The sequence below is a fragment of the Bradyrhizobium septentrionale genome (assembly GCF_011516645.4).
Lineage (GTDB): Bacteria > Pseudomonadota > Alphaproteobacteria > Rhizobiales > Xanthobacteraceae > Bradyrhizobium > Bradyrhizobium septentrionale.
Genome location: NZ_CP088285.1, coordinates 966,800 through 991,368, shown reverse-complemented (window position 1 = coordinate 991,368; position 24,569 = coordinate 966,800). Strand labels below are relative to the sequence as shown.

The 24,569-nt window shown below is 65.2% G+C and carries 20 protein-coding genes; 13 read left to right on the top strand and 7 right to left on the bottom strand.

Going from position 1 to position 24,569, the window contains the following annotated elements:
• Window positions 1-58 precede the first annotated feature (58 nt).
• The 3 genes from HAP48_RS06660 (at window position 59) to HAP48_RS06650 (ending at window position 3,810) form a co-directional block, all read left to right on the top strand.
• Window positions 59-814 (top strand): ribonuclease HII, encoded by a 756-nt coding sequence (locus HAP48_RS06660; RefSeq protein WP_166214412.1) that lies wholly within the window; start codon window positions 59-61, stop codon window positions 812-814.
• A gap of 238 nt (window positions 815-1,052) precedes the next feature.
• Window positions 1,053-2,555, top strand: coding sequence for a glycosyltransferase family 39 protein (locus HAP48_RS06655; RefSeq protein WP_166214413.1), 1,503 nt, complete (start codon window positions 1,053-1,055; stop codon window positions 2,553-2,555).
• A 103-nt stretch (window positions 2,556-2,658) separates the two neighbouring features.
• Window positions 2,659-3,810, top strand: coding sequence for an IS110 family RNA-guided transposase (locus tag HAP48_RS06650; protein ID WP_166214414.1), 1,152 nt, complete (start codon window positions 2,659-2,661; stop codon window positions 3,808-3,810).
• 421 nt (window positions 3,811-4,231) lie between these two features.
• On the opposite strand, the gene HAP48_RS06645 is transcribed toward HAP48_RS06650, so the two are convergent.
• On the bottom strand, window positions 4,232-5,059 hold the full coding sequence (locus tag HAP48_RS06645; RefSeq protein ID WP_166216839.1) for a uracil-DNA glycosylase: 828 nt from the start codon (window positions 5,057-5,059) through the stop codon (window positions 4,232-4,234).
• 193 nt (window positions 5,060-5,252) lie between these two features.
• Between HAP48_RS06645 and HAP48_RS06640 the strand changes: the two genes are divergently transcribed.
• From HAP48_RS06640 to HAP48_RS06615, 6 genes are all read left to right on the top strand, one after another.
• Window positions 5,253-6,911 carry an electron transfer flavoprotein-ubiquinone oxidoreductase gene (locus HAP48_RS06640; RefSeq protein WP_166214415.1) on the top strand — a complete coding sequence of 553 codons (1,659 nt, stop codon included), beginning with the start codon at window positions 5,253-5,255 and terminating at the stop codon, window positions 6,909-6,911.
• Between the two features lie 415 nt (window positions 6,912-7,326).
• Window positions 7,327-9,114: a tetratricopeptide repeat protein gene (locus HAP48_RS06635; protein ID WP_166214416.1), complete on the top strand. Its 1,788-nt coding sequence runs from the start codon at window positions 7,327-7,329 to the stop codon at window positions 9,112-9,114.
• Window positions 9,115-9,443: 329 nt separating this feature from the next.
• On the top strand, window positions 9,444-10,328 hold the full coding sequence (locus HAP48_RS06630; protein ID WP_166214417.1) for a 4-(cytidine 5'-diphospho)-2-C-methyl-D-erythritol kinase: 885 nt from the start codon (window positions 9,444-9,446) through the stop codon (window positions 10,326-10,328).
• Between the two features lie 1,114 nt (window positions 10,329-11,442).
• Window positions 11,443-12,369 (top strand): SMP-30/gluconolactonase/LRE family protein, encoded by a 927-nt coding sequence (locus tag HAP48_RS06625; RefSeq protein WP_166214418.1) that lies wholly within the window; start codon window positions 11,443-11,445, stop codon window positions 12,367-12,369.
• A gap of 135 nt (window positions 12,370-12,504) precedes the next feature.
• Window positions 12,505-13,098 (top strand): GNAT family N-acetyltransferase, encoded by a 594-nt coding sequence (locus HAP48_RS06620; protein WP_166214419.1) that lies wholly within the window; start codon window positions 12,505-12,507, stop codon window positions 13,096-13,098.
• 28 nt (window positions 13,099-13,126) lie between these two features.
• A complete protein-coding gene (locus tag HAP48_RS06615; protein ID WP_166214420.1) occupies window positions 13,127-14,770 on the top strand; it encodes a GMC family oxidoreductase in 1,644 nt (547 codons plus the stop codon).
• Window positions 14,771-14,939: 169 nt separating this feature from the next.
• Here the strand turns inward: HAP48_RS06615 and HAP48_RS06610 are convergent, their stop codons facing one another.
• The 3 genes from HAP48_RS06610 to HAP48_RS06600 form a co-directional block, all read right to left on the bottom strand.
• Entirely contained in the window at window positions 14,940-16,442 is a 1,503-nt protein-coding gene (locus tag HAP48_RS06610; protein WP_166214421.1) for a flavin-containing monooxygenase, read from the bottom strand.
• Between the two features lie 78 nt (window positions 16,443-16,520).
• Entirely contained in the window at window positions 16,521-17,363 is an 843-nt protein-coding gene (locus HAP48_RS06605) for an AAA family ATPase (protein ID WP_166214422.1), read from the bottom strand.
• A gap of 105 nt (window positions 17,364-17,468) precedes the next feature.
• The gene (locus HAP48_RS06600) at window positions 17,469-17,714 is read right to left on the bottom strand and encodes a GlsB/YeaQ/YmgE family stress response membrane protein (protein WP_166214423.1); all 246 of its coding nucleotides are present in this window, start codon (window positions 17,712-17,714) and stop codon (window positions 17,469-17,471) included.
• Between the two features lie 287 nt (window positions 17,715-18,001).
• Between HAP48_RS06600 and HAP48_RS06595 the strand changes: the two genes are divergently transcribed.
• The 3 genes from HAP48_RS06595 (at window position 18,002) to sseA (ending at window position 20,669) form a co-directional block, all read left to right on the top strand.
• Window positions 18,002-19,177, top strand: a complete 1,176-nt coding sequence (locus tag HAP48_RS06595) for a vWA domain-containing protein (RefSeq protein ID WP_166216842.1) — start codon at window positions 18,002-18,004, stop codon at window positions 19,175-19,177.
• Between the two features lie 55 nt (window positions 19,178-19,232).
• Window positions 19,233-19,646, top strand: a complete 414-nt coding sequence (locus tag HAP48_RS06590) for a rhodanese-like domain-containing protein (protein WP_016847778.1) — start codon at window positions 19,233-19,235, stop codon at window positions 19,644-19,646.
• A 168-nt stretch (window positions 19,647-19,814) separates the two neighbouring features.
• A complete protein-coding gene (sseA, locus tag HAP48_RS06585; protein ID WP_166216845.1) occupies window positions 19,815-20,669 on the top strand; it encodes a 3-mercaptopyruvate sulfurtransferase in 855 nt (284 codons plus the stop codon).
• 95 nt (window positions 20,670-20,764) lie between these two features.
• On the opposite strand, the gene HAP48_RS06580 is transcribed toward sseA, so the two are convergent.
• On the bottom strand, window positions 20,765-21,583 hold the full coding sequence (locus HAP48_RS06580) for a hypothetical protein (protein ID WP_166214424.1): 819 nt from the start codon (window positions 21,581-21,583) through the stop codon (window positions 20,765-20,767).
• A gap of 326 nt (window positions 21,584-21,909) precedes the next feature.
• On the opposite strand from HAP48_RS06580, the gene HAP48_RS06575 reads away from it, so the two are divergent.
• On the top strand, window positions 21,910-23,088 hold the full coding sequence (locus tag HAP48_RS06575) for a L,D-transpeptidase (protein WP_166214425.1): 1,179 nt from the start codon (window positions 21,910-21,912) through the stop codon (window positions 23,086-23,088).
• Between the two features lie 68 nt (window positions 23,089-23,156).
• Here the strand turns inward: HAP48_RS06575 and HAP48_RS06570 are convergent, their stop codons facing one another.
• Window positions 23,157-24,119: a D-2-hydroxyacid dehydrogenase family protein gene (locus tag HAP48_RS06570; protein WP_166214426.1), complete on the bottom strand. Its 963-nt coding sequence runs from the start codon at window positions 24,117-24,119 to the stop codon at window positions 23,157-23,159.
• Window positions 24,120-24,236: 117 nt separating this feature from the next.
• Window positions 24,237-24,488: a hypothetical protein gene (locus HAP48_RS06565; protein WP_029084038.1), complete on the bottom strand. Its 252-nt coding sequence runs from the start codon at window positions 24,486-24,488 to the stop codon at window positions 24,237-24,239.
• Window positions 24,489-24,569: the final 81 nt, after the last annotated feature.

The window sequence follows — 24,569 nt, the reverse complement described above, 5'->3', positions numbered from 1 at the left end:
GGGGAAGGGCGCCAGGTTCCCGGTTGCGCCGCGGGGCTGGCTTGATCACCATCCCCGCATGATTCGGGACAAGTCCAAGAGCACGCCGAAGAAGGCGCCGGCCAAATCAGCCAAGCCGGAGAAGCGCATCGTCTTGCGGCCGAGCTTCCGGCGCGAGCGCGCGCTGATCAAGCAGGGCGTCTGGCCGGTCGCCGGCTGCGACGAGGCGGGGCGCGGTCCGCTGGCCGGTCCGGTTGTTGCCGCCGCCGTGGTGCTGGACCCGAGCAGGATTCCAAAAGGCCTCGACGATTCGAAGCGGCTGACCGCCGAGCGCCGCGAGGAACTGTTCGAGGAGATCTGCGCCACCGCTGCGTTCTCGGTCGCGGTGGCGTCGCCGGCGCGAATCGACCGCGACAACATCCTGCGCGCCTCGCTGTGGGCGCTGGCGCGTGCGGTGCATGCGCTGCCGGAAATGCCAAAACACGTCTTCGTCGACGGACGCGACAAGCTCGCCACGCCCTGTGATTGCGACGCCGTGATCGGCGGCGACGGCATCGTGGCCTCGATCGCGGCGGCCTCGATCATCGCCAAGGTGACGCGCGACCGCCTGATGTGCGCGCTGGCGCTGGATTGTCCCGGCTACGGGTTCGAGCAGCACAAGGGCTATGGCGTGCCCGAGCACCTCGAGGCGCTGGACCGGCTCGGGCCCACCACCCACCACCGCAGCTTCTTCGCCCCCGTCGTCGCCGCGCGGCTGAAGCATTTTCCGGTCCCGGCCGAGCCCGACCTGTTCGCGGTGGACGAGGAAAGCGAAGCCGCGTCAGCCGCTGCTTGACCCGCCCGATGCTGTCATCCCCGCGCATGCGGGGATCCAGTATTCCGGAGACAGCTGTGCTTGAGCCCAGCCGCCGCGGCGTACTGGATGCCCCGCCTTCGCGGGGCATGACACCTGTGTCTGACTTTACACCGTGGACCCATCGGGCCCCCGTTGCCTCCGCCGCCGCCGCCCGTTATCAAAACCACCGGGATCAGATGGCGCCGCTGACGGGTGGCTGGGGCATTTCAGGCGTTTCATGCGGTTTACCTCCCTGGTTGTCGAACTGATCCGCGCCCGGCCGCGCCTCGTGGTCTGGGTGGTGGTGCTGGTGCAGGCCGCGATCTGGCTGTTGCTGCCGCTGATCTTCTACGGCAGCCCGCCCGGCAATCTCGCCGCCATCCTCGCCTTCGGCCGCGAATATCAGGTCGGAACCGACATGGGGCCGCCGCTGTCGTTCTGGCTCGCCGACATCGCCTTCCGCGCCGCCGGCAATCACGTGTTCGGCGTCTATCTGCTGGCACAGGCCTGCGAGATCGCGACCTTCATCGCCTTCTACCAGCTGGCGCGCGCCATCGTCGGCGGCCCGCAGGGCGTGCTGGCGGTGCTGCTGTCGATGACGGTCGTTGTGTTCTCTTCGCCAAGCGTCGAGTTCGGCCCGCTGATCCTGGCGCGTCCGCTGTGGGCGCTGCTGCTGCTGCACTCCTGGCAGCTGATCGGCCAGAACCGGCGCGCCGCTTGGTTCGCCTGGTCGATCGATTGCGGCCTGTTGCTGCTGACGACGCCCGCGGCGATGGGCATGATCCTGCTCGTGATCGGCTTCGCCCTCGCAACCGAGCGCGGGCGGCGCACGCTCAAGGCAGTCGATCCGCTCTATGCGGTGCTGGTCATCATCGTGCTGGCGCTGCCCTATCTGATCTGGCTGATCCGCGCCGACGTGCTGGCGCTGCCGGCCGTGCCCGCACTTGCCGTTCTCAAGGCGCGCGCGCTGCACTGGGGCGTCGTGCTCGGCGGGCTGATCGTGGCGACGGCCGCAATCGCGCTGCTGGCGATCCTCAATTCGCGCTGGTTTGCCCGCGAGGCCGAGGACGCTCCGATCATCTATCGTCCGCCGGTCAGTCCGCTGGCGCAGCAGTTCGTCTATTTCTTCGCCTTCGCGCCGGCGATTGCGGGCAGCTTCGTCTCCGGCCTGTTCGATCTCGATCGCGCCTTCGGCGGCGCCGGCGTGGCGCTGTTGATGTCGGGGCTCGCCGTCGTCGTCGCGACCGGTGATCTGATTCCGCTCAGGCGGCAACGGCTGTTGCGCTCGGTGTGGGCGTTCGCGGTCGCGGCGCCCGCGGCCGTGGCGCTGGCGGCGGCGCTGTTCCTGCCCTGGACCAGCACCACCGAGGTGCCGACCTCGCTGCCGGCAGCTGCGATGGGGCGCTTCTTCGACGACAGCTATGAGCGCCGCACCAACCAGCGGCTGCGCGCGGTGGCCGGCGACCCCGAAATCGCCAGCCTGATTGCGATGGACCGGCGTCGTCCGCATCTCTTGCTCGACGCCGCGCCGCAGCGGACGCCGTGGCTATCGATCCCGAAGTTCAACGAGACCGGCGGCGTCGTGGTCTGGCGCGCGCAGGACACCGCCGGCACGCCGCCGCCCGAGCTCGCGCAGCGCTTCCCCGGCCTGGTGCCGGAAGTGCCGCGCTTGTTCGACCGGCTGGTCAATGGACGGCAGCCGGTGCTGCGGATCGGCTGGGCGATCGTGCGGCCGAAGTAGTGTGAGATCTGTAGGGTGATTTGGTTTGTAGATTCCATGGGGCGGTGAGCGTGGCCTTTCCGATAGGTTTGGGTTTCCACACTCGAACCATCGGAGAAGTCAGATGCAAGCATCGACCACAGGCACGCCCACCGCCGACCATTGTGGCACAATTTTCGTTGCGGTCGAACTGAGTCAGAAGACGTGGCTTGTGACGTTGCACAGCCCGGACCGGGATCGGATTTCGCGCCACAAGCTGGAAGGGGGCGATCACACCGAACTACTGGCGTTGATCGAGCGGATCCGCGCCAAGGTGGCGGAGAAGTTCGGGTCGGCGCCCGGTGTGGTGAGCTGCTATGAAGCCGGCTATGACGGCTTTTGGCTGCACCGGCTATTGGAAGCAGCCGGGGTTACGAACTTTGTATTCGATCCGGCAAGCATTGCGGTGGAGCAGCGCGCGCGGCGGGCGAAGACGGATCGGATCGACGGCGAGCTTCTGTTGCGCACCCTGATGGCCTATCTGCGGGGCGAGCCGCGGGTGGTCCGGATCGTTCGCGTGCCGCGGGTGGAAGCGGAGGACGCCCGGCGCGCCAGCCGCGAACGCGACCGGCTGGTCACCGAGCAGACCGCCCACACCAACCGGATCAAGGCGCTGCTGCGCCTTCTGGGGATGGCGGTCGGCAACCCACGCCGACGGGACTGGCTTGCCTGGCTCGAGCGGCAGCGCGACTGGCAGGGCGAGCCGCTGCCGCCGCATCTTCTGGCCGAGATCAAGCGCGAGCACGCGCGGCTGATGCTGGTGCGTGAGCAGCTCGCGGCGCTGGAGCAGGCCCAGGCTGCGGACGCTTCTCCGGCCGTTACCACGCCGATGGTCGAGCGGCGGGATCAATTGCAGCGGCTCAAGGCGCTCGGCCCGGCCTTCACCGCAACGCTGGTGAATGAGCTGTTCTACAAGGACTTCCGCAATCGGCGCGAGGTCGCCAGCTATTGCGGATTGACGCCCAGTCCCTGGAAGAGCGGCGGCATCGATCGCGAGCAGGGCATCAGCAAGGCCGGCAATCGGCGCGCCCGACACAAGGCGATCGAACTGGCCTGGCTGTGGCTCCGCCACCAGGGCGACAGCGCGCTCAGCCGCTGGTTCCGTGCCCGCACCGCCGACGCCGGCAAGCGCGCCAAACGCATCGCCATCGTCGCCCTGGCGCGCAAGCTGATCGTGGCGCTGTGGCGTTACCTCACCACCGGCCTCGTTCCCGAGCTGGCAACCATGAAGGCGTAGAACAAACCACACCACCACGCACCGCGGCTTCGCCGCGCTCCGTGCAGGATGGATGATGACCGTGCCACCCTAGGGCTTCAACCGCCGTTTCGTAGATGGGTCTCATCCGCGCCAGGCTTCCTCGCCGCAAGCATGCGGAAGGTGGGTACGGACATTGGTCCGACCGGATATGAGGTGATGCAGTGAGCTGCAGAAATCTTCGGAAGCCAATCCTCGCCTCGGACCAGGTCGTCGCGCTGCGCTACGCATGGCTCCGCGCGCCGCCCTCTTGCCGTCAAACCCCAACCCTGACTTCTCGAAGAAGCTTGATTTACAAATCCCCATATGAGGGTGGCTTAGCCGAAGGCGTAACCCACCATCCTCTCCGCGGTGAGCAAGTCGGTGGGTTACGCTGCGCTAACCCACGCTACGCAGCAACGATCTACGCCGTCGCCGGCTGCAACACCTTCGCGATCGCGCGCAAATCCTGCCAGGACAGCCTCTTGTAGGACGGCGAGCGCAGCAGATAGGCCGGATGGAACGTAGCGACGGCGCGGATCGTGCGGGTGCCGGTGTCGTAGTCGATCCATTTGCCGCGCGTGCGCATGATGCCCTCGCGCGTGCCGAGCAGCGCCTGCGTCGAGGGATTGCCGAGCGTCACCAGCACGTCCGGATTCACCAGCTCGATATGACGCTGGATAAAGGGCAGGCACACCTGGGTCTCCTGCGGTGTCGGCGTGCGGTTGCCCGGCGGCCGCCACGGAATGACGTTGGCGATATAGGCCTTGCTGCGGTCGAGCCCGATCGCTGCGATCATGCGGTCGAGCAGTTTTCCCGAGCGGCCGACGAACGGCAGCCCCTCGATGTCCTCGTCGCGGCCCGGCGCCTCGCCGACGAACATCACCCGCGCCTCTGGATTGCCGTCGGCAAACACCAGCCTGGTCGCGGTGTGCTTCAGCGCGCAGCCGTCGAATGTCTCCATCAGCGCGCGCAAGGCTTCCAGCGTCGGCGCGGTGCGTGCGGCTTCGCGCGCGGAGGCGATCGCGGCGTCCGGCGCGACGGTGATTTCGCTGCGCGGAACTGCAGGCATCGCCAGCGGCGGGGGACGCAGCGGATTGAGTGCCACTGATGGACGCGGCGCCGCGGGCGCGGGAACTGGCTCGGGCTCCTCCAGCCGGTTGATCGGCGCGTCGCCAAGCGCGCAATCGACCCCGGCCTCGAGGTAAAAGGCAAGCAATTGCTGCAGTGTAGGGGCGGGCTCGGGCGTCAGGGCCATGATAGCTGCAATCTAGAGCATGATCGGGAAAAGTGGAGGCCGGTTTTTGGAAAAGATTATTCTCTTAAGGTATCGGGGCCGTGCAAACCCATGGAAGTGCGATTCCATGGTTGTTCTTCGGTCAAAAATCGGAAACAACGACTTTTGAAAAGCTTAGAAGCGTTCTCAATGGGCTGAGACCAGGATCATGAGTGCTGAAGACCTTCCTCCGCGCGAGTCTATGGAATTCGATGTCGTCATCGTCGGCGCCGGCCCCTCGGGCCTGTCGGCCGCGATCCGGCTGAAGCAGCTCAATCCGGAGCTCTCGATCGTCGTGGTGGAGAAGGGCTCCGAGGTCGGCGCGCACATCCTGTCCGGTGCGGTGATCGATCCGGTTTCGCTCGACAAGCTCGTCCCGGACTGGCGCGACAACGCCGATTGTCCGCTGAAGACGCAGGTCAAGGAGGACCGCTTCTACTGGACGACGTCGCAGGGCTGGTTCCGCCTGCCGAACTTCATCATGCCGCCCTTGATGTACAATCATCACTGCTACATCGGCTCGCTCGGCAACGTCTGCCGCTGGCTGGCGCCGAAGGCGGAAGCGCTCGGCGTCGAGATCTATCCGGGCTTTGCCGCCACTGAGGTGCTCTATGACGACAAGGGCGCGGTGCGGGGCATCGCGACCGGCGACATGGGCATCGCCAAGGACGGCAGCCACAAGGATTCCTACACCCGCGGCATGGAGCTGCTCGGCAAGTACACGCTGTTCGCCGAAGGCGCGCGTGGCTCGTTGTCGAAGCAGCTGATCGCGAAGTTCAAGCTCGACGCCAACAGCGAGCCGTCGAAATTCGGCATCGGGCTGAAGGAGGTCTGGCAGATCGATCCGGCGAAGCACCGCAAGGGACGGGTTCAGCATACGCTGGGATGGCCGCTGAACGACAAGACCGGCGGCGGCTCGTTCCTCTATCACTACGACGACAACCGCGTCGCGGTCGGCTTCGTCGTGCATCTGAACTACAACGACCCGTATCTGTCGCCGTTCGACGAATTCCAGCGCTTCAAGACTCATCCTGATGTCCGCGAGCTGTTCGAGGGCGGCAAGCGGCTGGCCTATGGTGCGCGTGCCATCACCGAGGGCGGCTACCAGTCGGTGCCGCGCCTCTCTTTCCCGGGCGGCGCGCTGATCGGTTGTGCGGCAGGCTTCGTCAACGTCCCGCGCATCAAGGGCGTCCACAATGCGATGGGTTCCGGCATGCTCGCCGCCGAGCACGTCGCGGCCGCGCTCGGTGCCGGACGCGCCAATGACGAACTCGTCGACTACGAGAATGCCTGGCGTTCGTCTGCGATCGGCAAGGACCTGTTCAAGGTCCGCAACGCCAAGCCGTTGTTGTCGAAGTTCGGCAACATGCTCGGAATGGTGCTCTCCGGCTTCGACATGTGGTGCAATACGCTCGGCTTCTCGCTGTTCGGCACCCAGTCGCACGCCAAGCCGGACCGCAAGACGCTCGATCCGTCGAAGCAGCACCAGCCGATCGCCTATCCGAAGCCGGACGGCAAGATCTCGTTCGACAAGCTGTCGTCGGTGTTCCTGTCCAACACCAACCATGAGGAAGACCAGCCGGTCCATCTCAAGGTCGCCGACATGAACCTGCAGAAGACGTCGGAGCACGACGTGTTCGCCGGTCCGTCCAACCGCTATTGCCCGGCCGGCGTCTATGAATGGGTCGAGGAGGGCGCCACACCGCGCTACCAGATCAACGCCCAGAATTGCGTCCACTGCAAAACCTGCGACGTGAAGGACCCCAACGGCAACATCACCTGGGTTCCTCCGGAGGGCGGCGGCGGTCCGAACTACGAGGCGATGTAGGGCTGGTAGCCGGCCACATTTGCGTGAGGCGGCCGCGAGCTGCGCTTGGCTTGTCCTTTCGTAGGATCGGCCGGATCGCATCGCCAACTCCGGCGAGAGCGGCGAAAAGGGGGCCTGCGGCGCCGGGAGCCGCGGCTTTTTGCGTCTGCACGCGAATGTGCCCGGCCCGGTCACGATACCGCCATAGTGGGAGGCTTTTGCGGTGGTGCTGGCTGGATCGGCGGGCGTAAAGGCCTAATCTGCCAATTGATTCGTCATGGGCTATCCTTGCGGTAGAGCGCCAAAAGCGGCATTGTCCGCTCGCCGTGATGCCGCCGCTTGGGTTCGCATTTTGAGACTGATCGCAAGATCTTGTCGCGAGGATCTTGGCCGTAAATCCTTCGTGGCCTTAAACCCCTGGAGCAAGGCGACCGTGATGCTGTCCACCCGTTTCAACCGACTGACGATTGCCCTTCTTGCTGCGGCGGCGCTTGCCGTGCCCGCGCAGCTGTCGGCGCAAACGCCGGACCATCCGACCGACAATACCGCGCAGTTCCCGAGCAAGACCGACCTGAAATCGCTGACCACCGCCGGCAGCTATCTGGCGGCCCGCCACGCCAGCGTCGAGCGCGATGCGACCTCGGCCGCGGCGTTCTACCGCTCGGCGCTGCGCACCGATCCGAAGAACTCCGAGCTGCTCGACCGCGCCTTCATCTCCTCGCTCGCCGACGGCGACATCGAGGAGGCGGTCAAGCTCGCCGACCGCATCCTGACCCAGGACAAGGCCAACCGCGTCGCCCGCCTCGTGGTCGGCGTGCGCGACCTCAAGCAGAAGAAATACGCCGCCGCGCAGTCCAACATCAACCAGTCGGTCCGCGGCCCGATCACCGATCTCGTCGCGACGCTGCTGTCGGCCTGGGCCGCCCAAGGCGCCGGCGACAGCAAGGGCGCGGTTGCCGCGATCGACAAGCTGACCGGCCCGGAATGGTATCCGATCTTCAAGGACCTGCACGCCGGCATGATTTACGAGCTCGCCGGCAAGGACAAGGATGCCGGCGCCCGCTTCGAGCGCGTCTACAAGCTCGACGATTCGATGCTGCGCACGGTCGACGAATATGCGCGCTGGACCTCGCGCAACAAGGATGCAGCCGCTGCGACTGCGATGTACGAGGCCTTCGACAAGAAGCTGCCGCGGCACCCGCTGGTGCTGGAAGGCATCAAGGAGACCAAGGCCGGCAAGAAGCTGCCGCCGCTGATCGATTCACCGCAGGCCGGCGCCGCCGAGGCGCTGTACGGCATCGGCGCCACGCTGACCCGCCGCGGCGGCGAGGACCTCGCGCTGGTCTATCTGCAGCTCGCGCTCTATCTGCAGCCGAACCATCCGCTGGCGCTGCTGTCGCTTGCCGATCTCTATGAATCGGTGAAGAAGCCGCAGATGGCGATCAAGGTCTATGAGCGGATGCCGGCGTCGTCGCCGCTGAAGCGCAACGCGCAGATCCAGCTCGCGACCAATCTCGACGCCGCCGACCGCAGCGACGAGGCGATTAAGATCCTGAAGGAAGTCACAACAGAGCAGCCGAAGGACATCGAGGCAATCCTGGCGCTCGGCAATATCGAGCGCGGCCGCAAGAAGTTCGGTGACTGCGCCACCACCTATTCGCAGGCGATCGACGCGCTGCCGGCCGGCGGCGACAAGAACGCCTGGGTCACCTATTACTACCGCGGCATCTGCGAGGAGCGTTCCAAGCAGTGGAACAAGGCCGAGGCCGACATGCGCAAGGCGCTCGAGCTGCAGCCCGAGCAGCCGCATGTGCTGAACTATCTCGGCTATTCCTGGATCGACCAGGGCATCAACCTCGACGAAGGCATGAAGATGATCAAGCGTGCCGTCGATCAGCGCCCTGACGACGGCTACATCGTCGACTCCCTCGGTTGGGCCTATTACCGGATCGGCAATTTCGAGGAGGCGGTGAAGAACCTCGAGCGCGCGATCGATCTGAAGCCGGAAGATCCGACCATCAACGACCATCTCGGCGACGCCTATTGGCGCGTCGGCCGCACGCTGGAAGCCAAGTTCCAGTGGGCGCATGCGCGCGACCTCAAGCCCGAGCCGGACGAGCTGCCGAAGATCCAGGCCAAGATCGACAACGGCCTGCCGGACGATGCCAACTCCTCCGCCGCCTCCGCCGACAAGAAGAAGGACGACGACGGTAAGGGCGGCTAGGCGGCGAGGCTCAGAGCAAGCGTCCTCGCGCTACATTTTCGGAAGAGATCGGTCATGCCGGGGCTTGTCCCGGGCATTGCCGTTTCCTCATCGTCATGGCCGGGCTTGACCCGGCCATCCACGTCTTTCTTCGCGTCCAAGACGTGGATGCCCGGGACATAGGCGAGCGGAAGCGACGCCGTCCTTCGGACGGCTACGCCCGGGCATGACGGTTTGCTGGCATCCGGCGCATGCAAAAAACCCGGAATTTCCGTGCCAACAAAGGAATAGGATCGTGAGGCGATTTACGCTAATCGCATCACAATGTTTGTTTTTAGGGGTTTATCGCCGTGCCGGCGCTGATTGAAGAAGGGCGTGCCAAGGTCAACCTGACGCTGAAGGTTGTCGGGCGGCGCGTCGATGGGTTTCACGACCTCGAGAGCGTTGTCGCGTTTGCCGATTGCGCCGATCGTCTCACGCTCGAGCCGGGCTCCGAACTGTCGCTGGCGATGTCAGGACCGCTGGCCGATGCCTGCGGCGATACGTCAGACAATCTGGTGCTCAAGGCGGCGCGCCTGCTCGGCGAGCAGGTCGTCGACCTCAAGGTCGGCCACTTCACGCTGGAAAAGGTGTTGCCGGTGGCGGCCGGCATCGGCGGCGGCTCGGCGGACGCCGCGGCCGCGTTGCGGCTCTTGGCGCGGCTCAACGAGCTCTCGCTCGACGATAGCAGGATCATGGCGGTCGCGCTGCAGACCGGCGCCGACGTGCCGGTCTGCGTCGCCTCGCGCGCCTGCGACATGACCGGCGTCGGCGAAGGCCTGCTGCCGCTCGATCTGCCGAAAATGCCCTGCGTGCTGGTCAATCCGCGCGTGCCGGTGGCGACCAGGGACGTCTTCAACGCGCTCGGTCTGCGTCACGGCGAGCTCCTGATCGGCGCCACCGACGTCATGATGCAGGCGCCGTCCTGGCCGGAGGGCCACGCGGTCGACGACTGGATCGCGGCGCTCAAGCGCGGCACCAACGATCTCGAAGGCCCCGCCGCGCGGATCGAGCCCGTCATCAGCGAGGCGCTGTCCGCGCTGCGCGCGACGAAGGCCGTTCGCCTCGCCCGCATGTCGGGCTCCGGCGCGACCTGCTTTGCGATCTTCGAAACCGACGCCGACGCCGAGGCCGCCGGCGAAAAGCTCCGCGCCGATCACCCCGGCTGGTGGGTGCACGCGGGGACGTTGAGCTGAGCTCGCTCCCATCGTCATTCCGGGGCGCGCCGCTTGGCGCGAGCCCGGAATCCATTGATCCGCACGACGTGTGGCTTGATGGATTCCGGGCTCGTGCTTCGCACGCCCCGGAATGACGAAAGGAGGGTGCGACAAACCAACCCGACGGGCAACTCAGTAAAACCTGTCAATCCTCGCGCGCGAAAATATTTCGCTTTATCAGAAGTGCAACTCAGTGTATGGTTTGCCCGTCTCACCCGATCGAGGGGCGCTTCGCGATCGTCACGGGTGTGCGGTGAGATGCGGTGGACGCTTGGTGCGCAACTGACGAGTGCGCATGAAGCGGACGGTGAAGTCGTGTGGTCCTGACGCCCTAGCGGCAGGTGTCCTCTCGCAAGATGCGAACGCGTGTTGCGAAGGCGGTGACAAAAAAGCCCAGTCTCGCCGGGGAGAGCACGAAATAAGCCGTAACCCATCGCGCAGGGAAAGCCGGATTGCTCCGGTTACACCTGTGGTCCTACCCCCGAGCTTTCTACCCATTGCTCGGGGCCCATGGGTGCGATCGGCATCCGGCTTTCCCTGCGCCCTCTGATCGAGAGAGGGTGGAACGAAAGAGCAAAGCTCGGGCAAATATGTCGCGAGAAGGCGAAGCTGCATCCCCACCACATTTGTCATCGCCCGGCTCGACCGGGCGATCCAGTACGCCGCGGCCCCTCGGTTCAAGCACCAGCGTCTCTGGAATACTGGATCACCCGCATGCGCGGGTGATGACAGCGAATACGCTGTCTAACATTCCAATCCGAACTCACTCCGTCATCCCCGCGCAAAGGCTTCGCCTTGTCGCTGGAGGTGCGAGCGGAGCGAGCCTCGAAGGATGCACGGCCCGGCTGGTGGCCGTCGATCCTTCGAGGGCCGCTGAAGAAGCGGCCACCTCAGGATGACGGGTTTGGTAGTGTTCGCCAGGACGACGCCGTTGGTGTGGTTATGGCGCAGCCCACCCACCTCAACGCCGGGCAGCGTTGCGCCGCTGATTGCTTGGCAAGCCAAACCCACTTTGCCATAACAGGAGAAATAACATGTTGCGCGTGCGGGGCCGTTCGGAATCCGCCTGCAGCCCAAGAGCCGGGAGGATGCCATGGCCAATATCCGAGTTCTCGCCACCGATCTCGAGTTTCCCGAAGGCCCGGTCGTCATGCCCGACGGTTCGGTCGTGCTGGTCGAAATCCGCGGCCAGCGGCTGACCCGGGTCTATCCCGACGGGCGCAAGGAGATCGTCGCCAAGGTGCCGGGCGGCCCGAACGGCGCGGCGCTCGGTCCCGACGGCAAGATGTACATCTGCAATAATGGCGGCTTCTCCTGGATCCCGACCAAGAACATGATCATGCCGGGGCCGCAGCCCGAGGATTATCTCGGTGGCTCGATCCAGCGCGTCGATCTGCAATCCGGCAAGCTCGAGACCGTGGTGACGAAATGCGGCGAGCATGAGCTGCGCGGGCCGAACGATCTTGTGTTCGACAGGCAGGGCGGCCTGTGGTTCTCCGATCTCGGCAAGCGCCGCGCCCGCGACATGGATGTCGGCGCGTTCTACTATCTGAAGCCCGGCATGAACGAGATCGTCGAGGCCGTGCACGGCATCCTGCCGGCCAACGGCATCGGCCTGTCGCCGGACGAGAAGACCGTCTACATCGCGGAGACGCCGACGGCGCGGCTGTGGGCTTATGAGATTTCCGAGCCCGGCACCGTCAAGCCGCGCGACATCATCTATCGCGGCGAGCGCGGCAAGCCGATCGCCGGCCTCGGCGGCTATCAGATGTTTGACTCGCTTGCGGTTGAGGCGAACGGCAATGTCTGCGTCGCGACGCTGGTCTCGGGCTGCATCTCGGTAATCGCGCCCGACGGCACCGTGGTCGAGCAGGTGCCGACCGGCGACCGCGTCACCACCAACATCGCCTTCGGCGGCCCCGAGCTGAAGACCGCTTACATCACGCTGTCGGGCAAGGGCGAACTGATCGCGATGGACTGGCCGCGCCCGGGATTGCCGCTCAACTTCTTGAACAAATGATGCACTCGCCGTCATTGCGAGGAGCGCAGCGACGAAGCAATCCATCCCTCCACATGCGCGGATAGATCGATTGCTTCGCTTCGCTCGCAATGACGGGTTAAAGTGAGGTCCTGCTTCTACGTAGAGGATGTTCGAATGCCCTGGCTTGAACCCGTCACCCTTCGCGGCGCGCATGCGCGGCTCGAACCGCTGTCGCACGCTCACCTCGATGGTCTGACGGAAGCCGTGAAAGACGGCGGCCTCTCCAACCTCTGGTACACGGCGATTCCGCAGCCGGAGAACATGGCGAAGGAGATCGACCGCCGGCTTGGCCTGCAGACCGCGGGCACCATGCTGCCGTTCACGGTGTTCGACGCCGACGGCAAGATTTCCGGCATGACGACCTACATGAACGTCGACACGCCGAACCGCCGCGTCGAGATCGGCTCGACCTGGTACGCCAAGCGTGTGCAGCGCAGCGCGGTCAATACGCAGTGCAAACTGCTGCTGCTCCAACACGCCTTCGAGAAGCTCGATTGCATCGCGGTCGAGTTCCGCACGCACTTCTTCAATCACCAGAGCCGGCGCGGCATCGAGCGTCTGGGCGCCAAGCAGGACGGCATCCTGCGCAGCCATCAGATCGCGCCCAACGGCACGTTGCGCGATACCGTGGTTTACAGCATCATCGCCAGCGAATGGCCGACGGTGAAGGCCCATCTCAACTCTCAACTCAACGAAAAACCGCGCTGACGCTTTGGTCGGCGCCAGAAACGAGACGATGGAAACGTTCGATTATGTGATCATCGGCGCAGGCTCCGCCGGGAGCGTGCTGACCAACCGGTTGAGCGAGGACGCGGGCTCAAGGGTCTGCGTGCTCGAGGCGGGGCCGAGCGACTGGCATCCCTACATCCATCTGCCGGCCGGCTTCATCAAGACCTTCCACATGAAGAGCGTGAACTGGGCCTACCAGCAGGAGGTGGGTCCCTACACCGGCGGCCGCAGCATCTACGCGCCGCGCGGCAAGACGCTCGGCGGCTCGTCCTCGATCAACGGCCATATCTACAATCGCGGCCAGCGCCAGGATTTCGACACCTGGGCGCAGCTCGGCAATCGCGGCTGGGGCTATCCCGATGTGCTGCCGTATTTCCGGCGCATGGAGCGAAGGATCGGCGAGGGCGACGACACCTATCGCGGCCGCGACGGCAATCTCACCGTCACAACGATGGACTGGCAGGACCCGCTTTGCGAGGCCTTCATGGCGGGCGCGGTCAGCCTCGGCATTCCGCGCAATCCTGACTACAACGGCCAGATCCAGGAGGGCGTGTCGTACTGCCAGCGCACCATCCTGAACGGCCTGCGCGTCAGTGCGGCGACCGCCTATCTGCATCCGGCGCGCAAGCGGCCGAATGTCGATGTGCGCACCCATGCCCACGTCACCGGGATCATCTTCGAGGGCAAGCGCGCGGTCGGCGTGCGCTACAACCGCGGCGGCAAATACGGCGATCCGCTCGAGATCCGCGCCACCAAGGAGGTCATCCTCTCCGGCGGTGCCTACAACTCGCCGCAGCTGCTGCAGCTCTCCGGTGTCGGTTCGCCCGAACTGCTGCAGGCGCACGGCATCGAGGTGCGTCACGCGCTGCCGGGTGTCGGCGAAGGCCTGCAGGATCACTACGCGCCGCGCTCGGTGGCGCGGGTCAAGAACATCCGGACCATCAACGAAATGCGCCGCGGTTTCAGCCTGTGGGGCGAAGCAATCAAATGGGCGACGACGCGGCGCGGGCTGTTGTCGCTGTCGCCGACCATGGTCTACTGCTTCTGGCATTCCGGCGAGACCACCGAGAGCTCCGATTTGCAGCTCACTTTCACGCCGGCGAGCTACAAGGAAGGCGTGCAAGGCCAGCTCGAGGACGAGCCCGGCATGACAGTGGCGTCATGGCAGCAGCGGCCGGAGAGCCGCGGCTATGTCCGGATCCGCTCGGCCGATCCGTTCGCGCCGCCGATCATCCAGACCAACTATCTCGCCGAGGAAATCGACCGCCGCGTCGTCGTCGCCGGCATGAAGCTGGCGCGCCGGCTGCTCGCCTCCGAGCCGCTCGCGCCGTATTACGCCTATGAGGATTTCCCGGGTCCGAAGGTGACGAGCGACGACGAGCTGCTCGCCGCCGCGACCCAGCGCGGCACCACCACCTTCCATCCCGGCTGTACCTGCCGGATGGGTCCGGCGGACGCGCCGTGGGCCGTGGTCGACGACCAGCTCCGGGTCCATGGCATGCAGGGGCTGCGGGTGATCGACGCCTCGATCATGCCGCGGATGATCTCCGCCAACCTCAACGCCTCGACCTTGATGATCGCCGACAAGGCCTCCGACATGATCCGCGGCAAGACCCCCGAGGTGGCGGCGAAACTGCCGGAGTATGCGTGAGGGAGGAGAGGTGCGATGATCCTTCTTGATCAGCGCGCTCCATCTCACACCGTCACCCTGAGGAGCCGCGAAGCGGCGTCTCGAAGGGTCGACGGCCCCGCTGGTGGCCGTGCATCCTTCGAGGCCCGCTTCGCGGGCACCTCAGGATGACGGAACAGGCAGGAGGGAGCTAGCCGTAGACGAACGCCTTGTCCGCAAGATCGATCGCCGGGAATTCGTCCTTCTCGGCCCAGTAGTCCTGGTTGTGCTGCCACTCGGGCTTGTCGCCGCGCTTCGGCAACAGGTGCATGCCGCGCATCATGTAGCCGGGGTTGAAGTTCTCCGGATCGATCCACGGAAAGAGCGGCATGTTGTGGTCTTCGGGGCGCAGCTCAGGCGTCACCTTGTTCGCGCCGGTCGCCTTCATGTGCTGCAGCAGGCGGCAGACGAAGTCGGCGACCAGGTCGACACGCAAGGTCCAGCTGGCGCGGAAATAGCCGAACACCCAGACGAGGTTCGGCACGCCGGTGAACATCATGCCGCGATAGGTCACGGTGTCCTTGAACTCGAGCGGCTTGCCGTCGATTGCGAAGTCGATGCCGCCATTGGCGGAGAGGTGGAAGCCGGTCGCGGTGATGATGATGTCGGCCTCGAGCTCCTTGCCGGACTTGAGCAGGATGCCGTTCTCGGTGAAGCGGTCGATCTCGTCGGTGACGACGGAGGCCTTGCCGCCCTTGATGGCCTGGAACAGGTCGCCGTCCGGAATGAAGGCGATGCGCTGCCGCCACGGCCGGTAGCGCGGCGTGAAGTGGGTGGCGATGTCGTAATCCTTGCCGAGATAGGCTTCCACCGCCGACAGCAGATCCTTCTTGGCAGCCTCGGGCTCCGCAAAGGTCTTGCGGGTGAAGGTGTCCTGGTCGAGCAGGATCTTGCGGCGGGTGATCTCGTGGATCCAGCTCTCGTCGACCTGCAGCTTGCGCAGTTCCTCGGCGATCTCGATCGCGTTGCGGCCGGTGCGGAAATAGGTCGGCGAGCGCTGCAGCATGGTGACATGGCCGGCATCCTTGGCCATCGCCGGGATCAGGGTCGCAGCCGTAGCGCCGGAGCCGATCACGACCACGCGCTTGCCCTTGTAGTCGAGGTCATCGGGCCAGGTCTGCGGATGGATGATCGGACCCTTGAACTTCGCCATGTCGGTCCATTCGGGGGTGTAGCCCTCGGTGTGGCTGTAATAGCCCTGGCACATCCAGAAGAAGTTGGTGGTGAAGCGCAGCCTCTCGCCGGTGTCGATACGGACCGCATCGACGGTCCAGAGGTTGGTCTCGTTCGACCACTTCGCCGCGGTGATGGTGTGGCGGTAGCGGATGTGGCGGGCGAGGTCGTTCTCCTCGATCACCTCGCCCATGTATTTCAGGATCTCGGCCGCGCTCGCGATCGGCGCGCTGGTCCACGGCTTGAAGCGATAGCCGAAAGTGTGCAGGTCGCTGTCGGAGCGGATGCCGGGATAGCGGTGGGTGGACCAGGTGCCGCCAAAGGTCTTCTGCGTCTCCAGCACCACGAAGCTGGTGCCCTTGCATTGCGTGGTGAGGTGGTAGGCGGCGCCGACGCCGGAGATGCCGGCGCCTGCGATCAGGACGTCGAAATGCTCTGTTGTGACGGGCTCGGCGGCGCGGATTTGGGTCTGGACGTTCATCTTCCCTGGTCTTCTTGTTGTTTGAGCTGTGGAAGCAAAACGCCGGAGCGAATGCCCCGGCGCCTGCCGATATCGGAACTAGACTTCGCGGCGGCTGAGGAAGGCCAGCCGCTCGAACAAATGCACGTCCTGTTCGTTCTTGAGCAGCGCGCCGTGCAGCGGCGGGATCAGCTTGCGCGGATCGCGCTCCCTGAGCATTTCCGGCGTGATGTCCTCGTTAAGCAGCAGCTTGAGCCAGTCGAGCAGCTCGGAGGTCGAGGGCTTCTTCTTCAGGCCCGGCACCTCGCGCACCTCGAAGAAGATCCGCAGTGCCTCTTCCACCAGCCGCTTCTTGATATTGGGGAAGTGCACGTCGACGATCCTGCCCATCGTGTCGGCGTCGGGGAACTTGATGTAGTGGAAGAAGCAGCGGCGCAGGAAGGCGTCCGGCAGTTCCTTCTCGTTGTTCGACGTGATCATCACGATCGGGCGCAGCTTCGCCTTGATGGTCTCGCCGGTCTCGTAGACGTGGAATTCCATGCGGTCGAGCTCGAGCAGCAAATCGTTGGGGAATTCGATGTCGGCCTTGTCGATCTCGTCGATCAAGAGCACCGGGCGCTTCTCGTGAGTGAAGGCGTCCCACAGCTTGCCGCGCTTGATGTAGTTCTTGATGTCGGACACGCGGGCGTCGCCGAGCTGGCTGTCGCGCAGCCGCGACACCGCGTCGTACTCGTAGAGGCCCTGCTGCGCCTTGGTGGTCGACTTGATGTGCCAGGTCAAAAGCGGCGCGTCGATCGCCTTGGCGACTTCCTCGGCCAGCACGGTCTTGCCGGTGCCGGGCTCGCCCTTCACCAGCAGCGGGCGCTCGAGCACGATGGCGGCATTGACGGCGACCTTGAGGTCATCGGTGGCGACGTAGTCCTTGGTACCCGTGAATTTCATCGATCTCTTTGCCTTGCTTGGTTCGTTGGCCGCATGGGCCGCCACTTGGGCCTCAACATGAAACGACCGCTCTCGCAGCGGCCGTTGGGAATGCAAATTTTCTGGTCACGCGCGTCTGATCAGCGACACGATCACCAGCACGACCACCGCGCCGATGGTCGCGTTGACGATGTCGCGGATCGCGCTGCCGCCGAGGCTGATGCCGAGTTGCGGCAACAGCCAGCTCGCCACCAGCGCGCCGACGATGCCGACGACGATGTTGCCGATCAGCCCGAAGCCCGCGCCGCGCACGATCAGCCCAGCGAGCCAGCCGGCAATCGCACCGATCACCAGTGCCGCAATGATGCCCATTCAAACGTCCTGCCCAATGTCTTGTCAGGCGCAATTGTAATTGAAAAAGCCGGACGGTCTAGGGCGGATTCCGCAGCGCAGCGGGACCCTGAACGGCAGGGTGCGTATGGAATGTTAGGCGTCATGTTTCCGCCGTGCGGAATGACTGCAGCACGGATACGGGGAGACGATGCCGTTGGGGTGGACCCGGCAAAGCATGGCTGCAGGGGGCCAGATCAAGGCGGATGGCCGGTCTCGGCATGGCTAGGCCCTTGACGCCACCGGTCCAGCGGGCGATCTAGGTGAGTATGTTCCTGCAGTTCTTCACATCGCTGCGCGACGCCCAGGTCCCCGTGACGCTACGGGAATATCTGACCTTGATGGAAGCGCTCGACGCTGATCTCGCCGAACAAACGGTCGAGAACTTCTACTATTTGTCGCGTGCCGCCCTGGTGAAGGACGAGCGCAATCTCGACAAGTTCGACCGCGTGTTCGGCACCGTGTTCAAGGGGCTCGAGAGCCTGCTCGACGCCATGGGCAAGGCGGAGATCCCCGAGGAGTGGCTGAAGAAGCTCGCGGAGAAATATCTCACCGAGGAAGAGAAGAAGCAGATCGAGGCCATGGGCTGGGACAAGCTCATGGAGACCTTGAAGAAGCGGCTCGAGGAACAAAAGGGCCGCCACCAGGGCGGCAGCAAGTGGATCGGCACCGCCGGCACCTCGCCGTTCGGCGCCCATGGCTACAATCCCGAAGGCGTGCGCATCGGCCAGGAGAAGAACCGCAACAACCGCGCCGTGAAGGTGTGGGACAAGCGCGAGTTCAAGGACCTCGACGGCAATGTCGAGCTCGGCATCCGCAACATCAAGGTCGCGCTGCGGCGGCTGCGCAAGTTCGCGCGCACCGGCGCGCCCGATGAGCTTGACCTCGACACCACGATCAAGGAGACCGCCAACCACGGCTATCTCGACGTGCATATGCGCCCGGAGCGGCGCAACGCGGTCAAGGTGCTGGTGTTCTTCGATATCGGCGGCTCGATGGATTCGCATATCGAGCAGGTCGAGGAACTGTTCTCGGCCGCCAAGAGCGAATTCAAGCACATGGAATATTTCTACTTCCACAACTGCCTCTATGAGGGCGTCTGGAAGCAGAACAAGCGGCGCTTCACCGATCGCACGCCGACCTGGGATGTGCTGCATAAATACCCGCACGACTACAAGGTGGTGTTCGTCGGCGACGCCTCGATGTCGCCTTACGAGATCATGGTTCCCGGCGGCTCGGTCGAGCATGTCAACGAAGAGGCCGGCTCGGTCTGGCTCGACCGCATCACGCGTACTTACCCGCACGCGGTGTGGCTCAATCCGGTGGCACAGAAACACTGGGACTATTCGGAATCGACCACCATCATCCGCCGCCTGTTCTCCGAGCGTATGTATCCGATCACGATCGAAGGTCTGGAGCATGCGATGCGGGAGCTGGTGCGGTAAACGCACTATGCGTCGCGCGCCTGTGGGCGCGCCAATAATCATCAGGGAGAGCCTCATGCCCCAGAACATCCACCGCGGCATCAAGGTGATGATCGACGAGGCCAATGCCGAGATCGAGACCATCAGCGCGGCCGATGCGATCACGCTGATCGGCAAGAATGACGTCGTGATCGTCGACATCCGCGATCCCCGCGAGATCGAGCGCGACGGCAAGATCCCGGGCGCGTTCTCCTGCACCCGCGGCATGCTCGAATTCTGGATCGATCCGAACAGCCCCTACGCCAAGCCGATCTTCCAGGAAGACAAGAAGTTCATCTTCCACTGCGCCGGCGGCCTGCGCTCGGCGCTCGCCGCCAAGACCGCGAAGGACATGGGCCTGAAGCCGGTGGCGCATATGGGCGGCGGCTTCGCCGCCTGGCGCGAGGCCGGCGGGCCGATCGAGGCCTGGGAGCCGAAGAAGAAGGGCTAGTGGATGTCACACGCGGGCTTGCCGCCTTCGCTTAGAAGCTTCGGCGGCCACTTTACCGAGAGCCCGGCGAAGCCTTTGCGTAGCCGGGACCCGCGTGTCCATCGTTTCAAAAAGAAGATGGATTGCTGGATCAAGTCCGGCAATGACGATGGAGAGACATGTAAGATGATGACCACCGACGATCCGCTCGTTTCGACCGAATGGCTGGCTGCGCATCTCGGCGATGCCAACGTCAAGGTGCTTGATGCGACCTTCAAGCTGCCGGGCGTGCTGCCGCTGCCGAAGGACGATTATCTCGCCGCGCATCTGCCGGGCGCGGTGTTCTTCGACGTCGACGCGGTCTCCGACCATGCCAATCCGCTGCCGCATATGTTTCCGAGCGCCGAGCAGTTCGGCCGCGACATCGGCGCGCTCGGCGTCAGCAATGCCGACACCGTCGTGATCTATGACGCCGGCGGCTGGGTCGCGGCGCCGCGCGCCTGGTGGATGTTCCTCTCCTACGGCCATCGCAACGTGCGCATTCTCAACGGCGGTCTGAAGAAGTGGCGCGCCGAGGGCAGGGCGGTCGAGAGCGGAGAGGTGAAGCCGAAGCCTGCGACCTTCACGGCGAGCTATGATCCGAAGCGCGTGCGCAGCATCGAGCAGATGATCGCCAATGTCCAAAGCCGTGCCGAGCAGGTGATCGATGCGCGCGCTGCGGATCGCTTCGAGGGCCGCGCGCCGGAGCCGCGGCCGGGCATTCGCGCCGGCCACATCCCGGGCGCGCGCAACGTGCCCTACAACCAACTGTTCGATGCCGCGACCGGCGAGATGAAGCCGCTCGACGAGCTGCGCAAGTCGTTCACAGGCGCCGGCGTGAAGCTCGACGCGCCAATCGTCACGAGCTGCGGTTCAGGCGTCTCGGCCGGCGTGCTGACGCTCGCGCTCTACCGGATCGGCGTCACCGACACCGCGCTTTATGACGGCTCGTGGTCGGAATGGGGGCAGGCCAGCGGCCCGCCGATCGCGACGGGACCTGCCTGATCGGCAACCAGAGCGTTTTCGAGCAAAGCCTGTCCCGCACTTAATGCGGGATGGACGCCGGTTCGCGTGAAGAAAACGCGTCAAAACAAAAAGCTCTAGCGCCGGGTGAGCGGCACCGGCTGGCCGAACGGATCGAGCTGCTGAACGACCTGCCGGGCGGGAGGCGTGCGGACAATCCGGCGTCGCTGCTTCCGGTGCTCCGGCTTGCTGGTCGCGCTGCGCTCCGGCTTCTTCGCCTCAATGGCCTTCGGCGCCGCCGGCTGTGCGACGACGACCTCCGGTCCGCCCAGCGTTGCGATCTTCGTCGCGGCCGCGATCGCCTCGGGGGACGGCGGCGGTGCCGGCTCCGGCGGAGCCATTGCTGGTGCGGCAGGCGCGGGCTCGCTGCTTGCGGCGGGCGGATCGGCCACTGCGGCGATCTTGGTCTCGGTGCTGGCCGGCGCCGCTTCGGTGGGTACCGGTGCCGGCTGGGATGTCGGCGAGGGATCTGTGGCAGGGGCTTGCGAGGCAGTCTCGGCGGATTGCGCTGGCGCTGACATCTCCACCGCCGCCGCTTCCGGCTTCGGCGGGGCGGGCGGGGATGGATCGTCCGCTTTCACGGCGGCGAGTTCCTCCGGCTCGGCCGGAGGCTCGGTCTCGGCGGGAGCGGCAGGTTCGGACGCAGCCGGGGTCGCAGGAGGCGCAGTGTCTACCGTCACCTTGTCAGCGACGGGCGGCTCGACCCGCACCATGGCGAGCACCGGTGATGCTTCAGCCTGCTGCGCGAACTGCGGCTCGGGCGGCGCCCGGCGGGCCGGAATGCTGGCGAATTCCTCATGCGCGGCGCGCAGCAGCGCGGCCGCGCCTAACCCGAACACCAGAAGCGACGTCGCCAGCACGATCGCAGCGAACAGGAAACGAAGGCCGGGGAGCATGGACGCGGGTTCCCCCTTCTGCGGGAGGGTCTTTGATGTCGAGGGAACGCGGTGACCACACGAGAAAGCCGGCGTCGCGAGCGCGAATCAGGCCGATTCGAGGATACAACGCCCGGAGACTGTTTGTTACAAAATGCGGGTGATTGATGACTTTGGGCAGGTGGACAAGCATTCCCGACCCATGAGACATCTTTGCCGCAGCGATAACGCGACATCACAAAAGGCCCGAAACAGCCCGGGTTTCGCGGATTTGTCTTGAATGCGCCGCTATCTTCCTGCATTGGGCCGTTAACGGTCCGGTGTGGCTTGGGGACTATACAAGAGCAATGATGATCAACCGCATTCTGACGATTTGCGCTGCCGCGGCTCTCGGCGTGGCAGGAACCTCGCTTGCGCATGCGCAGCAGCGTTATCCGGCTCCCCAGGGCACCGCCTATTCGACGGCGCCGCAGCCCTACTCGCAGGGCAGCATGCCGGATTTCGACGGACTCGACGATGAAGATGCGCCGCAAAATTCAGCCGCGCTGCCGCCGCCCGGCCCGGTGACGTCGCCGGACGACCCGCGCTATGGCCGTCCGATGAACGCTCCGGTCTATTCCGACCGTGGTGCGCCGACTGGCCCGGTGATGTCGCCCGATGATCCGCGCTATGGCCGGCCGATGGGACCGCCCCCGGTGATCTATGGCGATCGCTCGCCGGGCGCGCCGCCGCAGGGCTATCGCGACAATGGTGTTCCGGCCGCCGGCGTTGCCTATGGCGACGACCGCAACGGCATGCGTCCGCCCGAGGCGGTTGGCGCGGCCGGCGTCACCGGAACGGTGCCGCCGCAGCAGGCGCCGGTCGATGCCAATGGCAAGCCGCTGCAGATCGCGTCGTTGCCGGCGGACGAGCAGCCGGAAGACGGGCCGGCGCAACTGGCGCCGAATCTGCGTCGGCAGGAAGTGGCGTTCGCGACCAAGGAGCCGGCAGGCACCATCGTCGTCGATACGCCGAACACCTACCTCTATTACATCCTGGGCAATGGCCGGGCGATCCGTTATGGCGTCCGCGTCGGCCGCGACGGCTTCACCTGGACCGGCGTGCAGAAGATCACTCGCAAGGCCGAGTGGCCGGATTGGCATCCGCCGACGGAGATGATCGAGCGTCAGCCCTATCTGCCGCGCTTCATGGCCGGCGGCCCCGGCAATCCGCTCGGCGCCCGTGCGATGTATCTCGGCTCGACGGTGTATCGTATCCACGGCACCAACCAGCCCTCGACCATCGGCAAGTTCGTCTCGTCGGGCTGCATCGGCATGCTGAACGATGACGTCTCGGACCTGTTCGAGCGCACAAAGGTCGGCACCCGCGTGGTTGTCCTGCCTGGCGGCGCCGCCCCGGGAACGACGACGGCCTTCGCCGCGCCGCCCGCCAATCCGATGGCGCCGACCCAGGCCCAGGCCGCGCCGCTGCCCGGCACGCAGCCGACGTCGGTCCAGCCGCTGCCCGCGCCGGTGACGGTCCGCTAGGCCGACCTGCAATTCATCATGAAAAAGGCGCGCGAACAGCGCGCCTTTTTTGTTGCGTGTATCAGATCTCAGCCCAGTCGCCGCGGCGGCTCGGCACCCTTGGTGAAAGCGTCGATGCATTCGAGCATCTGCTGATAGTGCGTCTGGAGGCTCTCGCGCGTTGCGTAGCCGAGATGCGGCGTGATCACGACGTTGTCGAGCTTGCGCAGCGGGTGATCTGATGGCAGCGGCTCGACCGAGAAGACGTCGATGCCGGCGCCGGCGATCTTCTTGTCACGCAGAGCGACAAGGAGTGCATCTTCGTCGACGATCGGCCCGCGCGCGGTGTTGACGAGAAGGGCGGACGGCTTCATGCGCGCCAGATCGGCGGCGCCGACCAGTCCGCGCGAGCGCGGGCTCAGCACGACATGGATGGTGATGATGTCGGCGGTCGCGAACAGTTCGTCCTTGCTGGCATAGCCGACGCCGGCCTCCTTGCACTTCTCCGGCGTGAGGTTGGGGCTCCAGGCGATGACGTTCATGCCGAACGCCTTGGCCATGCCAGCGACCCTGCTGCCGAGCTTGCCGAGGCCGATGACGCCAAGCGTCTTGCCCTCGATCTCGGTGCCGGCAAAGGTCTGCCAGGCTTCGCCGGCGTGCATGCGCGCATTCTCGCGACCGATGCCGCGGGTCAATTCCAGGATCAGGCCCATGGTCAGGGGCGCGGTGGGATCGCGGCTGTATTGGGTGCCGCACAGCACCACCTTGCGGTCCTTGGCGGCCTCCATGTCGATTGCGGCGTTGCGCATGCCCGAGGTGATCAGGAGCTTGAGCTTGGGCAGCGCATCGAGCAGGCTGCGCGGGAACGGCGTGCGATCGCGCATCGCGCAGACGATCTCGAAATCCTTCAGCTTCGCCGCGGTATCCGCCTCGCTCGTGAACGGCTTGTCGAACACGGTGACGTCGACCCGGTCCTTGATCGCCGGCCAGTCGGCCACCGAAAGCGCGATGTCAAAATAGTCGTCGAGGATTGCACAGCGCAGCCGCGTCATCGGGAAGATCCATTCAGGGTGAGGGCGACGGTCGGGAAATCAGCCGTCGGGGAGCCCTGATGGTTGCGCGCAATCGGCAGGCGCGCAAGCGGGGGCGGTTTGAAAAAGCGGCGATTGTCACACCGGCCGAGACGGCCTCTCGGCCTTGGTGGAGCGGATGTCGGCCAGCATCGTCCGGACCACCGGCGACAATGCCATCTGCTTGGCGCGGCAGGCCGGACCCGGGCCGCGCATATAGTGCAGTTCCGGCCGGTAGGGATTGAAGGCCTTGGCGACGAAGGCGCGCAAAAAGGCGCGGAATTCGGCGAACGGCGTCGCCTCGCCCTTGATCGCCGGGCGCGAAAGAGGTGCTGAAATGATGGTAGCCATGACGCGGCCTCTGCTGTCTTGCTCGCGGTTCTGCCGCGAAAAACGCCATTTTTCGGCGTTGAGAACGAGTTTTCGCCTGAT

Bases quoted from the DNA above. Each gene is read 5' to 3' on its own strand.
- HAP48_RS06660 (WP_166214412.1), top strand. From the start codon at position 59: ATGATTCGGGACAAGTCCAAGAGCACGCCGAAGAAGGCGCCGGCCAAA.
- HAP48_RS06655 (WP_166214413.1), top strand. From the start codon at position 1,053: ATGCGGTTTACCTCCCTGGTTGTCGAACTGATCCGCGCCCGGCCGCGC.
- HAP48_RS06650 (WP_166214414.1), top strand. From the start codon at position 2,659: ATGCAAGCATCGACCACAGGCACGCCCACCGCCGACCATTGTGGCACA.
- HAP48_RS06640 (WP_166214415.1), top strand. From the start codon at position 5,253: ATGAGTGCTGAAGACCTTCCTCCGCGCGAGTCTATGGAATTCGATGTC.
- HAP48_RS06635 (WP_166214416.1), top strand. From the start codon at position 7,327: ATGCTGTCCACCCGTTTCAACCGACTGACGATTGCCCTTCTTGCTGCG.
- HAP48_RS06625 (WP_166214418.1), top strand. From the start codon at position 11,443: ATGGCCAATATCCGAGTTCTCGCCACCGATCTCGAGTTTCCCGAAGGC.
- HAP48_RS06620 (WP_166214419.1), top strand. From the start codon at position 12,505: ATGCCCTGGCTTGAACCCGTCACCCTTCGCGGCGCGCATGCGCGGCTC.
- HAP48_RS06615 (WP_166214420.1), top strand. From the start codon at position 13,127: ATGGAAACGTTCGATTATGTGATCATCGGCGCAGGCTCCGCCGGGAGC.
- HAP48_RS06610 (WP_166214421.1), bottom strand. From the start codon at position 16,442: ATGAACGTCCAGACCCAAATCCGCGCCGCCGAGCCCGTCACAACAGAG.
- HAP48_RS06605 (WP_166214422.1), bottom strand. From the start codon at position 17,363: ATGAAATTCACGGGTACCAAGGACTACGTCGCCACCGATGACCTCAAG.
- HAP48_RS06600 (WP_166214423.1), bottom strand. From the start codon at position 17,714: ATGGGCATCATTGCGGCACTGGTGATCGGTGCGATTGCCGGCTGGCTC.
- HAP48_RS06595 (WP_166216842.1), top strand. From the start codon at position 18,002: ATGTTCCTGCAGTTCTTCACATCGCTGCGCGACGCCCAGGTCCCCGTG.
- HAP48_RS06590 (WP_016847778.1), top strand. From the start codon at position 19,233: ATGCCCCAGAACATCCACCGCGGCATCAAGGTGATGATCGACGAGGCC.
- sseA (WP_166216845.1), top strand. From the start codon at position 19,815: ATGACCACCGACGATCCGCTCGTTTCGACCGAATGGCTGGCTGCGCAT.
- HAP48_RS06580 (WP_166214424.1), bottom strand. From the start codon at position 21,583: ATGCTCCCCGGCCTTCGTTTCCTGTTCGCTGCGATCGTGCTGGCGACG.
- HAP48_RS06575 (WP_166214425.1), top strand. From the start codon at position 21,910: ATGATGATCAACCGCATTCTGACGATTTGCGCTGCCGCGGCTCTCGGC.
- HAP48_RS06570 (WP_166214426.1), bottom strand. From the start codon at position 24,119: ATGACGCGGCTGCGCTGTGCAATCCTCGACGACTATTTTGACATCGCG.
- HAP48_RS06565 (WP_029084038.1), bottom strand. From the start codon at position 24,488: ATGGCTACCATCATTTCAGCACCTCTTTCGCGCCCGGCGATCAAGGGC.